The sequence below is a fragment of the Enterobacter sp. BNK-22 genome (genome assembly GCF_048684805.1).
Classification (GTDB): domain Bacteria; phylum Pseudomonadota; class Gammaproteobacteria; order Enterobacterales; family Enterobacteriaceae; genus Enterobacter; species Enterobacter quasiroggenkampii.
On record NZ_JBLQTT010000001.1, the window covers coordinates 1,918,503 to 1,932,749 of the forward strand.

The following is a 14,247-nucleotide window of genomic DNA, read 5'->3' on the forward strand; positions in this document are numbered from 1 at the left end:
ACCGTAAAGACCCCAAAGGGTTTGTTTAAAGAGCCAGGGTGCTCATTTGTAAATATGGAGATATCAATGCGTAAGTATTTTAAACCTCTGATGATTGTTGCCGCGATGACCACGTCCGTTAACGCGCTGGCGATTCAAAAAGATATTACCGTCAACGCCAGCGTTGATTCACAGCTGGATATGACCCAGGCCGATAACACGCCGCTGCCGGCAAGCATCGATATGCAGTACCTGCCTGGCCGTGGCCTGGAAAGCTACCGCCTGAATACCAAGGTGTGGTCTAACTCCGCGACCAGCAACGTAAAAGTCCGTCTGGTAAGCGCCGCGAAGCTGGCGAATGCCGACGGTGCTGAGACCATCCCAATGACGGTGATTCTGGGTGATAAAACCCTCTCTACCGCAGATGTGGAATATACAGGCGCCGAACTGTTCCCGGGCAGCATTGAAAACGGTTCAGCGGTACTGCCGCTGACCATTTCCCAGACCACCAAAGGCATTCTGAAAACCGGTCAGTACAGCGGCGTTGTCAGCCTGATGCTGACGCAGGCGACGACCACGGAAGGCGGTGCGTAACACCACAGCACCTAAGGAATAACGTCAGAGGGTGCTCACCCTCTGACGTCAGGATGATGTCGAGGCTCGTTCATGGCGTTTCACAAAAATACCCTCCTCTTTGTTGCTTTGTTACCCGCTTCCATCCAACTCGCCTGCGCAGGGATGGCCGTCCCGCCAGGTTTTGAAGACCTGGCGAAGACGCAGCGCCTGTGGACAGAGGTGAACCTCTACGGCGAGGCGCTGGGCCTTTTTGAAACGGATATCACGCTTGAAACGGTCAGCTTTGTCGCACCTGAAACCGTGGTAGCGGCCATCAAACGCCGGTTTAATGACGACCCATCCCTCGTTGCCACCGTGTCTGCCGCGCTGGCCGTTCCGCTTGCCCGTAACGGCAACCTGGCCTGCAGCAGCAACGGCTCCGCAACGGGCTGTGATTACATCAATACCGACCACGCGGCCATTATTTATGACGAGAATAACGCCCGCATTAACCTGTTCCTGGACAAGAAATATCTGCCTAAGCAGACGGCAGAGAATCAATGGTATCAGCCCACTCAGGGCACCGAAAATGCGCTGATCCATCAGCAGAACATTAACTTCGTGGCCGACAGGGATTATCAGTCGGCAACCGTGCAGGGCAACGGCGCGCTGGCGCTCACCCATGACGGCTATGTGAATCTCGACTGGACCTGGCTGGGGCAGCGTTCACGGCACCAGCAGCAGCAGGAGGTCACCGTCAACAACGCCTGGTTCCGCCAGGATATCCTGCGTCAGTACTATGTCCAGTTAGGTGAGATGGATACCCGCGATCTGTTCAGTAACGCTGGCGGAAATATCAACCTCAGCCAGCTGCCGCTGGGCAAAATTCGCGGCCTGCGCACGGGTTCAACACGGGCATGGATGAACCCGGTTCAGCAGTCGAAGGGAACCCCTGTTACCGTGCTGCTTTCCCATGACGCGCGTATCGATGCCCGCCGGGGAAATCAGCTGCTGGCGAGCTTCTATCTGAATGCCGGGGCGCAAACCCTGGACACGCGTTCGTTCCCGGACGGGAGCTACACCGTGACGCTCTCCATCTATGAAAATAACCGGCTGACGCGCACCGAGCAGGTGCCGTTTACCCGAACCGGCATTACGCCATTTGACCGCGTCGAGTGGTTCCTGCAGGCGGGCGAAACCGACAACAGCGATCAAAACGAAGAACGCCGCGCGGTTGCGCAGGCGGGCGTTCGTCTGCCCGTCACCCCGACGCTGGCGCTGACCAGCGGGGCAACGTTCAAGAAAAACCAGCGTTTTCTGGAAAACGCGATCGACTGGAGCCGGGGCTTCAACGCGGGCCCGATCGATGGCGTGCTGAGTACCCGGTTTAGCTACCTTTACGGCAGCGAAGGCCAGCGCGGCAATATTCAGCAAATCAGCTACAACGACGGTTTTTCTTTGAGCGTCTATCGCAACGCGTTATCCGCTGAAAACTGCAACACCCAAAGCGCGGGATTTGACGCCGTGAATGGCTGTTATCGCACCCTCTCGGTGATGTTCTCCGTCCCGGTCGGCACCTGGTATGCGAGCCTGGGCTATTCGGATAACCGCAACGAAGGCCGGTACGTTTCACGCCGGGAGCTGCCGGACAGTGACAATCGTCACGATGCGGGTCTGCCGTGGGAATCGGTCTATATGACCCGCTCGCGCACGCGGGCCTGGCAGGCTGGCCTGAGCAATGCCTTTAGCACCCGAGGCCTGAACATTAACAGCAGCATTAACCTCTTCATGCGTAACGATGACGCCCGCGACGGCAGGGATAAAGGCGGCTACCTGAGCGTGAGCCTGTCCATGGCGCATAACCGTCAGGGTGATGCCTCAAGCTACACCTCTCTGGGCGCGACATGGCAGCACCAGCAGCGTGAAAAAAACCAGCTGAGCTACAGCGTGGCGCATAACTGGTATGCCGATGCCCGCGGTGAAAATGAGTATGGCCTCAGCGCGTCGGGCATTAACAGCGACTCGCTGAATACCTCAGCCTATACGCGCCAGGGCGGACGATATGGCAACGGAAGCCTGACGGTCAGCGACGCCTGGGATCGTCAGGACCGCCGCCATACGCTGAGCAGCAGCGGCAACTACAGCTCAACGCTCGCGCTGTCCCGTTCTGGCCTGTGGCTGGGCCGCTGGAGCGACGGTCGCCCTGCTTCCGCCGTCGCGGTGAACGTGGCGACGCCGGAAGATGCTCAGGATCCGCGCGTCGCCGTGTCGCTGGATAACAGCGGGAGCGCAGACATTCCGGGCAATAGCCGCGCCCTCTTCGCGGTACCGGGCTATCAGCAGACGACGTTGACGATTAACGAATCGCTGGACGTCTCCCGGGGAGCCAGCAGTGAAATCACGCAAGGGTCAGGCAGCAGAACGCTGTTTATGGTGCCAGGCAAACTGCTGCGACGGGACGTGCAAACGACCGCAAGCTACACCTGGCTTGGCCAGTTAACCGACGAGCACCATTCGCCGTTTATCGGCGGCGTGCCGCTGAACGTGAACGGCTGGAGCGACCTTGGCAACGGCGGGTTTAGCGCGCAAAGCGACGCCCTGCTGCATAACCTCTACCTGGTGCGTCAGCAGCAATTTTATCAGTGCGCGCTGAACGTGAAGAGCATGCGCGACGTCGTGCGTTACGTCGGTTCGATTCCCTGTAAGGAATTAACCTTCTCCGCCCTGCCGGATGCCGTCCAGCAGCAGGCACAGCTGATGCTGGCCGGACGGTCAGTCCCTGCTGGCCCGACGGCCATGAACACCGATAGCCTCACAAAAGGGAAATGATGTGATTAAGTGCCTCTTTATTTTACTGTTGTTAAGCCTGTGGGCTGGCCAGACGCTGGCGGGCGCCCCCGCGGGACGAAACTCCAGCGTTGGGATCAGCTTCGATCGTATGGCACCGCCTGCGCGTTTTGACATCTGGTTTCATGAATCGGGTGGTTATGACCCCGCCGATCCGCAAAAGTGGGGGCGTAACACCCTGACCTGTGAGTCCCGGACTGACACCACGAACGGCGCCTGCATGAACGCCCCGGTCTGGTTCTCGGCGAACCCGGCCGCGCCTTATGCCATCAACTTGCGTTTTACGCATGCCCTCACCAGCAAGACGGTGGATATCAAGGTGTATGGCGATCACTACATGTTTATCAACAACAGAGTGTTTATTTTCGCCAGCTTCGTGACCGGAGGAACGGTCGACCTCCCGGCGTGGAACAGAGAGCCCTACTTCGATTTCTATATCGTGAAAAGCGAACTGGATAAGCTCGCCCTGCCGGGGATCTGGACCGCCACGCTGAAGCAGAACCTGCGCCAGTGGGGAAGCGCCGACTGCGGCGGGAACTTCAATGACGTGAATGTCGGCTGTCCTGGCTATCTCACCATCGCCAAATGGCAGGCAAATATTCGCATTGAGGTGGTCGACCCGGGAAACCAGCAGATCTATCTGCCGGCCTTTCCGCACTCCACGCCCATCGTTAACCTCAACCTGACCAACTTCCCGGGGCGCCCCGGGGGTAGCGAGATCCAGGGGGAAAACACGCTGGATATGTGCCTGTACGACGGCAAAAACAGCACCAGCACCCGCGCCTATCTGCGCTTTGAGGATGACGGGCTTCCCTCAGAGGGGCGTGCCGAAGGGGCGTTTTCTATCCGGCGGCGCGGTGGAAGCCAGACCGATGCGCGGGATCGTCTCGACTATCAGGTCTCCGTCACCCATCCCGTCACAGGCGCAACCGAAACGGTCGCGAACGGTAAAACCGTGGTCTGGCAGGGCACTAACGATCCGCAGTATCTGCGTCAGGTCGTTCTGCCGGGCGGACGCGAAAGCGTGCTGTGCATCCCTGCCCCTATTACCCTGAAAACCCCCGCGTTTGCCGCCAGCAGCAAAAACGCAGGCGACTATACCGGCACGCTGCGCGTTATCTATACGCCCAGCACGTTATAACGAGGTCACCGTGAGTTACGCCATTCTCGACAATAATCGATTTTACGCCGAAGGGTTGCGCTATGCGCTGCTGCGTCGGGGCGTCCAGCCAGAGGTCATAAGCGATACCGTACAGTGGCAGCCAACGCTGCTTACCCGCCGCGTGATTGTCGTCCGCTGCCGTTTTTCCGTGGCGGCGACGCATCAGGCGCTGATCAACATTTTGCTCAGGCTGGAAGCCGCCCGCTGGAAAGGCAACCTTTATCTGGTCTGCAACGAAAAGGGGTGGGCGCTGGCGACGCATTTACGCAAGCGTTTCGGTACGCTAACGCTTTATATCATCGACGACAGGATCGCCGTTGCTGATGCGGCGTATTTGCTGGCAAAAGAGCCGCGTCGCGTTCGAAGCCTGGACTGTTGCCTGACCGTTCCTGAATTCAACGTGCTCGATCTGATGCTGACCGGGTTGCCGGTCCGCCACATTGCCATCGTGACGCACATGTCGGAGAAGCAGGTTTCAACCCATAAATGCAACGCGCTGAAGAAGCTCAATGCCAACAACCTGCTTCAGCTGCTCCTGTAGGTCACGGTTTATCCTGAGCCCGCTTTTTTGCTACACTGTCGCCGATTTTTCACCTACGACAGAAGATTATGTTCATTTTTGCAGGCCAGGAAATTGAGACCGATAGCGAAGGCTATCTGAAAGATACGACGCTCTGGAGCGAACCGCTGGCGGAGAAAATTGCGGAAAACGAAGGCATTACCCTCTCCCCCGAACACTGGGAAGTGGTGCGTTTTGTCCGCGAGTTCTACCTTGAATTCAACACATCACCGGCCATCCGCATGCTGGTCAAGGCGATGGCCAATAAGTTCGGTGAAGAGAAAGGCAACAGCCGCTATCTCTATCGTCTGTTCCCGAAAGGCCCGGCAAAACAGGCCACCAAAATTGCCGGCCTGCCTAAACCGGTGAAGTGCATTTAGTAGCGAATACCGAAGTTAACGTACTCCCGGCCGGGTTGATGCGGTTCCGTTAGTACCTTATCAACCCGCGCGCTGCGCGGCCCGCCCGCCTTTAGCCACGCCACCAGCTTGTCGACCTGCTCCGCTTCGCCGCAGGCGACCACTTCAACGCTGCCGTCATCCATGTTGCGCGCGTATCCCGTTAGCCCAAGCTGAACGGCCTCGCGCTGGGTGCTGTAGCGGAACCCGACGCCCTGAACAACGCCGTGAACCCAGGCAATAGTACAGACTTTAGACATTCTTCTTCTCCTTAACGTAGCGTTTTCGGCAAACAGCCGTAGTGTTGCCGAAAACGGGCGGTGAAACGAGAGCTGGACAGATACCCACATTGTAATGCGATTTCGCCGATCGGTAATCGGGTTGACTGTAACTGTGACAGCGCAACGCCCATCCTCACCTCCTCCACAATCTGGCGAAAACTCTGTGACTCCTCGCGTAACCGCCTGCGCAGCGTCGGCACGCTTAATGCGAGACGGCTGGCGACATCCTGCGCGGTCCAGGCTCTGGCGGGCGACAGCATGATGAACTGTCGCACCTGCTCGGTCAGGTTATTGTTTCGCTCAATAAGCAGCGGACCTGCCACGCCGTCATGCAGCAATGCCAGCAGCAGACCGAAGGTCTGATGTTTTTGCAACGCCTCCGGTAACTCCTGACGCACGGCGTGCAGCAGGTTATCCCACATAAACGCCAGCCCCTCGCTCAGCGGAGCGCAGAGCGAATGTAACGTCATGCGCGGCCAGGATTTCAGGTAATGCGCTTTAAACTCGGCAACAATTTCCGGCGATAACATCAGCAAGTCCGAGTGAAACAGACCGTTTGCAGGCTGATTAATGATCTCCATCGCCGTATTGGCAGGAATAATGATGAGCTCATCCCGGGTTGCCACCAGGCGGTTGTCGTCCTGCACAATCACCTTACTGCCGTGAGTGATATGGCAAATCGCCGGAAAAAAGAGCTTAACCTGGTGCAGGCGATGCATTTTGCTGGCACTCACTTCACCCGCCGTGAGATGTTTATGTCGAAAATGGAACTCCTGCACCCCGCCATCCTTATCTGCTGTAGGTTGCTGTTAACTGAGCCTTTGCCAGAACGTGACTATTGAGCATAAAACCGACCAGCGCGCCGCTGGCATTTTTGTCGACGGGCAGTTTATCCACGTCCAGCGCCCAGACGGTAATCTGATAGCGGTGAGACTTGTCCCCGGCAGGGGGACATGCGCCGCCGAATCCAGAATAACCGAAATCATTACGCCCCTGCACAGCGCCAGCAGGTAATTTTTCGCCATTTGGGTTACCGGCACCAGCGGGCAGCGTCATTGTCTTCGCGGGAATGTTGGCTACGGTCCAGTGCCACCAGCCGCTGCCGGTAGGCGCATCAGGGTCATAGACCGTAATGGCAAAACTTTTCGTACCCGCGGGCGGATTTTCCCACACCAGCTGCGGTGAGGTATTCCCACCGTGGCAGCCAAATCCCTCAAACTCCTGCGGTGACGCTAACCGCCGGTCGCCGGAAATATCCCGGCTGGTCATGCTGAAAGACGTTGCGGCGAAAACCTGAAAACTCATTGCCGTCAGAGCGGCTATTGTGATGACACTGCGCTTTTTCATGGGTATTTCCTTTGCTGAACCGGAAGCCCTAAGATAAAGCACGCAACAATGCCCCAATGTGCTTAAGCGATTTGATTTTGTGCCGAAACGCTCAACGGCATCCGCAGATGATTGCGCCTTGCTGAATGTGCTACTCTACGCACCGTGAGTATGTACGTGTACAAACAGTAAATGGGATTTTTTGCGTGAAAGGAAAACGATATGAATGTCACTGATGAAGCTCTGTTGCGTTCTGGTTTCACACTGTCTGACTTGCAGAAGATAAAAAATAACGTTGAGAGATACGGTGGAACGCTTGAAGAGGCGATTTACGATCTCGCCCGTCGATTTAATACCTTACTTTGGGTTGCCAGTGTATGCTTCACGATCCTGATTATACTTGTCGTTTTCAGTTCACCTCTCAAAGCATTGGCGTGGGGGCTGGCGATTATCATAGGGGTAAGCATCATGACTCTCGCACAGCCTCCTGTACTGTCGTATAAATCCTGGCGTTACCGAAAAAGCACCAGAGATTAACGGATTCCGTTATCTGTTGTTATCAGATCAAAAATGACCTTGGCTTTAACGCCATATCCGACAATCTTCATCGTGAGTTTAGGCGCGCCCATCGTACTGACTTTGCGATAGTAATCGTGTGGAAGCCATCGAAACAATCTCCACGCTCCCGTTTTTCGGGCTAGTCCAGCGATACTATAGACACTGGCACCAAGAGTAACACCGTTATAAAAAGCCAATCCTGAGTTGGGACTGAACCCCATAAACTGAGCTGTTTCCATAACGGTATCAGCAATCATTCCCTGTGAAGGTTTTTGTCCTGCTGGTAGATCAAAGTTGAGTACTTCCCGGGTCAACCCGTTAATTCCATCAGCAATAAGGACAGCTCCTGCAAACATGCCTATCGGCCCCATAGTGGATAACATCACAAATCCACCAAACAAAACGACGCCTGATAGCACAACATTCACTGCCGTAATGACATATCCGACAATTTTATTATTTTCCCTGACAAACTCGACTTTTGCATAAAGCTGCGCGGCGCGAGTTCTTAGCAGATGCTCTTGCTCACGAAGATTTTCCGTTTCAGCTCGAAGATTCTTGATGCAAACCATACATTCTTCATCTGTTCTGGCACGACGCGCTGTTGCAAACTCCTTTTCAACGACCTGTTTTATTTCTTCTACAAACTTGATACGACAAAGCCCGTCCTGAAGGTAGAAGGCTGATAACTGGTTGGCTGTATCAACGAGCTTACGCGCCTCCAGATTAACCATGGTCTCAGACCATGCCCTGTTTCTTCCCTTATTTAGTAACGCAATATCCATTTTGATTCCCTCCGGCTTTTTAACGGTAACGAGCTTAATTACTCCATCGCTTTGATTATTTTACGTGCGACGCGATCAGGAACAACAGAAAATGATTTCAACAAGCTCTGATCCGTTTTGATGTGCTACTCTACGCGCCATTTCCCTGAAATCGACAGAACAGCAAATTATGAGTGTACGTTTAGTGTTAGCCAAAGGGCGCGAGAAATCATTACTGCGCCGTCATCCCTGGGTCTTTTCCGGCGCGGTTGCCCGTATGGAAGGCAAAGCCAGCCTCGGTGAAACCATTGATATCGTTGACCATCAGGGGAAATGGTTAGCGCGAGGCGCCTACTCGCCAGCGTCCCAGATCCGTGCCCGCGTCTGGACCTTCGATAAAGACGAAACCATCGACATCGACTTCTTCGTGCGTCGTCTGCAGCAGGCGCAGCAGTGGCGTGAGTGGCTGGCAAAACGCGACGGGCTGGACAGCTATCGCCTGATTGCCGGTGAGTCCGACGGTCTGCCGGGCGTGACCATCGATCGCTTCGGCCACTTCCTGGTGCTGCAGCTCCTGAGCGCCGGTGCAGAATACCAGCGTGCTGCGCTGATTAGCGCCCTGCAAACCCTGTTCCCGGAATGTGCTATTTACGACCGCAGCGACGTGGCGGTGCGCAAAAAAGAGGGCATGGAGCTGACGCAGGGGCCGGTCACGGGTGAGCTGCCGCCTGCCCTGCTGCCGATTGAAGAGCACGGCATGAAGCTGCTGGTGGATATTCAGGGCGGGCATAAAACGGGTTACTACCTTGACCAGCGCGACAGCCGCCTGGCTACGCGTCAGTACGTTGCCGACAAGCGCGTGCTGAACTGCTTCTCCTACACCGGTGGTTTCGCCGTTTCGGCGCTGATGGGCGGCTGTGCCCAGGTGGTCAGCGTGGATACCTCGCAGGAAGCGCTGGACGTGGCAAAACAAAACGTCGAGCTGAACAAACTGGATCTGAGCAAAGCCGAATTTATACGCGACGACGTCTTCAAGCTGCTGCGTAAATACCGCGACCAGGGCGAGAAGTTCGACGTCATCGTGATGGATCCGCCAAAGTTTGTGGAAAATAAAAGCCAGCTGATGGGTGCCTGCCGTGGGTATAAAGATATCAACATGCTGGCCATCCAGCTGCTGAACCCGGGCGGAGTTCTGCTCACCTTCTCCTGCTCCGGCCTGATGACCACAGATTTATTTCAGAAAATCATCGCCGATGCCGCAATAGATGCTGGCCGTGATGTACAATTTATAGAGCAGTTCCGTCAGGCAGCCGATCACCCCGTGATTGCTACCTACCCGGAAGGACTGTATCTGAAAGGGTTTGCCTGTCGCGTCATGTAACTTGAAAAGAGAAATATTGCCCGCACATAACGTGTAAGTCGTATTTCCCGGGAGGTGACTATGATTGCCAGCAAATTCGGTATCGGCCAGCAGGTCCGCCACACTTTGCTCGGGTATTTGGGTGTGGTCGTGGATATCGACCCGGAGTATTCCCTTGATGAACCGTCAGCAGACGAGCTGGCGGTGAACGCAGAGCTTCGCGCCGCGCCCTGGTACCATGTGGTGATGGAGGGGGATGATGGACAACCCGTTCACACCTATCTTGCTGAAGCGCAGCTAAGCAGCGAGCTGCAGGAAGAGCATCCGGAGCAACCCACTATGGATGAACTTGCTCAGACTATCCGCAAACAGTTACAGGCTCCGCGCCTGCGGAACTAAGCGTGTAAAAAAAGCCCGATGAACGGGCTTTTTTTTATTATTTCGCCAGCCCCAGACGGGGGATGTCGATCGCCGGACAGCGATCCATGACGACGTTTAACCCCGCATCCCGCGCCAGCACCGCAGCCTGCTCGTTAATCACGCCCAGCTGCATCCACAGCGTTTTCGCCCCGACGGCAATAGCGTCCTGCGCCACTTCCCACGCCGCCTCGGAGTTTCGGAAGACATCAACCATATCAATTTTTTCCGGCACGTCAGCGAGCGTGGCATAACCCTGCTGGCCCAGTAAGGTTTTCCCCGCCACTTTTGGCGAGACCGGGATGACGTGGTAGCCCTGATCGAGAAGGTATTTCATCACCCGATAGCTTGGACGATCGGGTTTATCGCTCGCGCCCACCAGCGCAATGGTACGCGTGGATGTCAGAATCTCGGCAATATCGTTCTCTTTCATGGTTTTTCTCCTGGCTTTTTTAAAAGTGTACGCCAAACCGCACATCTCAACCATCCATCCCATACCGACGCATGAGGGCAAAACGGCGAAATATGTCTATATGTTAGTAAACATGATTCTCGAAAAATTTAGATACATTAATGCGGCGACAGGATTTCTGACGGGAGCCTTCTATGAAAACCGGTATTGCCACTGCTCTGATTGCGTTAGTGATGCCGGTCTGCGTTTTTGCGACCACGCTCCGGCTCTCTACCGATATTGATCTCCTGGTACTGGACGGAAAAAAGGTCTCCAGTTCCTTATTGCGCGGTGCGGACAGCATCGAATTGGATAACGGGCCGCATCAGCTGGTATTCCGGGTGGAAAAATCGATCGGTCTGGCGAATCACGAGCAAAGGATGTATATCTCCCCGCCGCTGATTGTCAGCTTTAATACCCGGCAAATCAGTCAGGTCAATATTACCCTGCCTCGTCTTGAAACCGAGAAGGAATCGGCGGCCTTCGACGCGTCTCCCCGCATTGAACTGTTGGACGGGGATGCGATGCCGATTCCGGTGAAGCTGGATATTCTGGCGCTGACGACCTCACCGAAAGGTCCGGACTACGAGGCCGCGACGCAGACCTATAACAAAGCGGGTAAACGCGCGTCGCTTCCCCAGTTTGCCACCATGATGGCTGACGACAGTACGCTGCTTTCCGGCGTCTCAGAACTGGACGTCATTCCTCCCCAGTCCCAGACCCTGACGGAACAACGCCTTAAATTCTGGTTCCAGCAGGCCGATGCCGACACGCGGGCCCGGTTTTTACAGTGGGCAAAACAACAACCTTCATCATAAGCCACATTTTTTACGCCTTTCTCTTGCAGCGTCAAACGGTTCCCGTCATCGTGTAGGCAGTTAACCTGATGGATATGATTATGGAACTGACAACACGCACGCTCCCGGAACGCAAACACATTGCTCTGGTGGCGCACGATCACTGTAAACAAATGCTGCTTAACTGGGTTCGCCGCCATCAGTCTTTGCTGGAAAAGCACGCCCTGTCGGCAACCGGCACCACCGGTAACCTGATCCAGCGCGAAACGGGTCTGGAGGTGAACGCCATGCTGAGCGGCCCGATGGGTGGCGATCAGCAGGTCGGCGCACAGATCTCCGAAGGGAAGATTGATGTGCTGATCTTCTTCTGGGATCCGCTGAACGCGGTTCCGCACGACCCGGATGTCAAAGCCCTGCTGCGTCTGGCGACGGTATGGAATATTCCGGTGGCGACAAACCTCTCGACGGCGGATTTCATCATCGAATCGCCGCAGTTTAACTCACCGGTAGATATCCTTATTCCGGACTATCAGCGTTATCTTTCAGAGAGATTGAAGTAGCTTTTTTTGCCGGGTGGCGGCTACGCCTTACCCGGCCTAACCATCCTTGCCCGTCTTCGTTAAGGCTTCCGCGCCACCGGCACATCAATATTCTTCAAAATATCGACAAACACGGATGGCTCCTCTTTACTGAACAGCAGCCACACGCGATGGCGCGCGCGGGTCATGGCCACATACAGCAAACGCCGCTCTTCGGCATCCGGGAAGTCTTCCGGCACCGGCAGCAAGGCCTGCTCCATGACCGACTCGCGGGCCGGAGCCGGGAAACCGTCGCTGCCCTCTTTCAGCCCCATAACAATCACATAGTCGGCCTGCTGCCCTTTGCTGGCGTGAATCGTCATAAATTCAAGCTGCAGCTTCGGCCAGCGGGTGGCCGCCTTTTCCAGCGCCTCGGGTTTGAGGTGATGGTAGCGCGCCAGCACCAGGATACGCTCATCAGGCTTCGCATAGCCGCTGAGCTTGTCCAGCAGCGGTTCCAGCTGATCGTCCGCCAGCAGGGTCACGGCTTTTTTATCCCCTGCCCGCAGGCTATTGAGCGGCTTTGCCAGCTGATGCGGGTTCTGCTGGATAAAGCGGTTGGCGATTTCACCAATCCGTGAATTGAAGCGGTAGGTCGTGTCCAGATCGCTGCGATCGCCTTCGCCAAAATAGTGGTGGAATGCGGTCGTCAGCGAAAGCTGTGCCCCGCTGAAGCGATAGATGGCCTGCCAGTCATCCCCCACCGCAAACAGCGAGGTATGCTTATTTTGCGCCCGCAGCGCTGAGAGCAATGCTGCACGCTGCGGAGAGATGTCCTGGAACTCATCCACCAGAATATGCTTCCACGGACTGACAAAACGCCCCTTCTCAAGAATGATGATGGCCTGATGGATCAGGCCGGAAAAATCGACGGCATTTTCCGCTTTCAGCGCGGTTTTCCAGGCCTTCAGCAGCGGCGCCATCAGCTTGACCCGCTTCGAAAACAGATCGCGGATCGCCTCCGGCGCGCTTTCAATCATCTCTGCCTGCGTTCCACCGTGCATTCGCATCAGGCTGACCCAGCGGTCAAGCCGTGAACCCAGCCGACGCGCCAGTTTGTCATCCTGCCAGAAGCTGCCTTCCGGCACGTCCCAGTTGAGCTCCTCCTCGAGCCACTGACGCCATCCTTTCGCCTGCGCCTTTTTCTCACTGCACTGCTGGCGCCACGTTTTGATAAACAGCGCCTGACGCGCCTGCGCATCGTTTTCCAGCTTACTGATAGCAGGCACTTTTTTACTGCCCTGCTGAATAATATGCAGGGCAAGGGCATGGAAGGTTCTGGCCGTGATATCCCGGGTATGCAGACGTTCCTGGATCCGTTCGTCCATCTCCTGGGCCGCCTTGCGACCAAAGGCCAGAAGCAGAATTTGATCGGCGACCGCTTCCCCGGTCGTCAGCAGCCAGCCGGCACGGGCCACCAGCACCGACGTTTTACCGCTACCGGCCCCCGCCAGCACCAGCAGCGACTGCTCGCCGTTAACCACCGCGCGCGCCTGGGCCGGGTTGAGCGGCGAAGACTCCACCGTACTGAAAAAGTCGGCGTATTGGGTGAGCATGGCGTCCGTCCAGGCCTGATTATGGGCGAGCCGACTTTTATCCTTATCATTCAACCAGGCCTGGCACTGGCGCCAGGCGTCGCGACAGTTGTCAAACTCCTCGAGACGCGTCACGGAGATCGGCAGCGCCGAGAGTGCCTGCCGGATTTTTTGCTGTAGCCCGGCGGTCTGCTGACGGGTGAGCCACGAATGCTGCGCGTTGCTTTGCGCGATATCTTCCAGCACCTTCTGAAGCACCCCGGCGGCAATCACGCTCATATCCTGACTCCACCGCTGCCAGAGCGCGTTCAGGTGATGATGAAAACGTTGGGTTTCTGCCCATTCGGTGCCGTGAAGTCGCACGACTTTATCGTCAGGGAGTACGAACTCCAGTTCGCCCCACACCAGCCCGCGTTTGCAGTGGATAGCCAGAAGCTGATTAAACGGAATAAGGTATTCGTGGCGTTCTCCGGAGACTTTCACCCCGGCATTAAGGAGAACCACCCGGTCGTATGGGTGTTGCGCCAGACGTTTGCCTAACGACGTTGCTTTCAGTTCCATGTTCCGCCAAATCCACGAAGAGATAATTTACCTGACAGTGTAACTGCCAGTTTTAAGGTGCTCCAGCCTAAAAAAACGTTACAATCATTGGGCGTTAATTTTATCGAAAGGAAGTGAGG

At 55.9% G+C, this 14,247-nt stretch carries 16 protein-coding genes; 10 read left to right on the top strand and 6 right to left on the bottom strand.

Annotation, left to right across the window (positions count from 1 at the left end):
• Positions 1–66: 66 nt before the first annotated feature.
• The 5 genes from ACMGGE_RS09130 (at position 67) to tusE (ending at position 5,482) form a co-directional block, all read left to right on the top strand.
• Entirely contained in the window at positions 67–573 is a 507-nt protein-coding gene (locus tag ACMGGE_RS09130; RefSeq protein ID WP_045908356.1) for a CS1 type fimbrial major subunit, read from the top strand.
• 72 nt (positions 574–645) lie between these two features.
• Complete coding sequence (locus ACMGGE_RS09135) at positions 646–3,363, top strand: TcfC E-set like domain-containing protein (RefSeq protein WP_420293677.1); 2,718 nt, start codon at positions 646–648, stop codon at positions 3,361–3,363.
• 1 nt (position 3,364) lies between these two features.
• Complete coding sequence (locus tag ACMGGE_RS09140) at positions 3,365–4,522, top strand: CfaE/CblD family pilus tip adhesin (protein WP_420293678.1); 1,158 nt, start codon at positions 3,365–3,367, stop codon at positions 4,520–4,522.
• Positions 4,523–4,532: 10 nt separating this feature from the next.
• Positions 4,533–5,084, top strand: coding sequence for a LuxR C-terminal-related transcriptional regulator (locus ACMGGE_RS09145; protein WP_420293679.1), 552 nt, complete (start codon positions 4,533–4,535; stop codon positions 5,082–5,084).
• Positions 5,085–5,152: 68 nt separating this feature from the next.
• Positions 5,153–5,482: a sulfurtransferase TusE gene (tusE, locus tag ACMGGE_RS09150; RefSeq protein ID WP_008499913.1), complete on the top strand. Its 330-nt coding sequence runs from the start codon at positions 5,153–5,155 to the stop codon at positions 5,480–5,482.
• Here tusE and yccX read toward each other — a convergent pair.
• From yccX to ACMGGE_RS09165, 3 genes are read right to left on the bottom strand one after another with little or no spacing between them, the layout of a single operon-like run.
• Entirely contained in the window at positions 5,479–5,760 is a 282-nt protein-coding gene (yccX, locus tag ACMGGE_RS09155) for an acylphosphatase (RefSeq protein WP_023617863.1), read from the bottom strand. The genes tusE and yccX overlap by 4 nt on opposite strands.
• Positions 5,761–5,771: 11 nt before the next feature.
• Positions 5,772–6,560 (bottom strand): AraC family transcriptional regulator, encoded by a 789-nt coding sequence (locus tag ACMGGE_RS09160; RefSeq protein ID WP_252073583.1) that lies wholly within the window; start codon positions 6,558–6,560, stop codon positions 5,772–5,774.
• A gap of 10 nt (positions 6,561–6,570) precedes the next feature.
• Positions 6,571–7,128 (bottom strand): kinase inhibitor, encoded by a 558-nt coding sequence (locus ACMGGE_RS09165; protein WP_420293680.1) that lies wholly within the window; start codon positions 7,126–7,128, stop codon positions 6,571–6,573.
• Between the two features lie 201 nt (positions 7,129–7,329).
• Between ACMGGE_RS09165 and ACMGGE_RS09170 the strand changes: the two genes are divergently transcribed.
• Positions 7,330–7,644 carry a hypothetical protein gene (locus tag ACMGGE_RS09170; protein WP_047071946.1) on the top strand — a complete coding sequence of 105 codons (315 nt, stop codon included), beginning with the start codon at positions 7,330–7,332 and terminating at the stop codon, positions 7,642–7,644.
• Here ACMGGE_RS09170 and ACMGGE_RS09175 read toward each other — a convergent pair.
• On the bottom strand, positions 7,641–8,450 hold the full coding sequence (locus tag ACMGGE_RS09175; RefSeq protein ID WP_353143198.1) for a DUF4225 domain-containing protein: 810 nt from the start codon (positions 8,448–8,450) through the stop codon (positions 7,641–7,643). The genes ACMGGE_RS09170 and ACMGGE_RS09175 overlap by 4 nt on opposite strands.
• Before the next feature lie 169 nt (positions 8,451–8,619).
• Here ACMGGE_RS09175 and rlmI point away from each other — a divergent pair, with 169 nt between their 5' ends.
• Complete coding sequence (rlmI, locus tag ACMGGE_RS09180) at positions 8,620–9,810, top strand: 23S rRNA (cytosine(1962)-C(5))-methyltransferase RlmI (protein WP_069719494.1); 1,191 nt, start codon at positions 8,620–8,622, stop codon at positions 9,808–9,810.
• Positions 9,811–9,870: 60 nt separating this feature from the next.
• Positions 9,871–10,188 (top strand): heat shock protein HspQ, encoded by a 318-nt coding sequence (gene hspQ / locus ACMGGE_RS09185; protein WP_008499919.1) that lies wholly within the window; start codon positions 9,871–9,873, stop codon positions 10,186–10,188.
• Between the two features lie 37 nt (positions 10,189–10,225).
• Here hspQ and ACMGGE_RS09190 read toward each other — a convergent pair whose 3' ends face one another.
• Entirely contained in the window at positions 10,226–10,639 is a 414-nt protein-coding gene (locus tag ACMGGE_RS09190) for a CoA-binding protein (RefSeq protein WP_008499920.1), read from the bottom strand.
• A gap of 173 nt (positions 10,640–10,812) precedes the next feature.
• Between ACMGGE_RS09190 and csgI the strand changes: the two genes are divergently transcribed.
• Both csgI and mgsA read left to right on the top strand, forming a co-directional pair.
• Positions 10,813–11,475 (top strand): curli synthesis inhibitor, encoded by a 663-nt coding sequence (gene csgI / locus ACMGGE_RS09195; protein WP_045908361.1) that lies wholly within the window; start codon positions 10,813–10,815, stop codon positions 11,473–11,475.
• 80 nt (positions 11,476–11,555) lie between these two features.
• Positions 11,556–12,014, top strand: coding sequence for a methylglyoxal synthase (gene mgsA, locus ACMGGE_RS09200; protein WP_008499922.1), 459 nt, complete (start codon positions 11,556–11,558; stop codon positions 12,012–12,014).
• A gap of 59 nt (positions 12,015–12,073) precedes the next feature.
• Here mgsA and helD read toward each other — a convergent pair whose 3' ends face one another.
• The gene (helD, locus tag ACMGGE_RS09205; RefSeq protein WP_420293681.1) at positions 12,074–14,128 is read right to left on the bottom strand and encodes a DNA helicase IV; all 2,055 of its coding nucleotides are present in this window, start codon (positions 14,126–14,128) and stop codon (positions 12,074–12,076) included.
• Positions 14,129–14,247 lie beyond the last annotated feature (119 nt).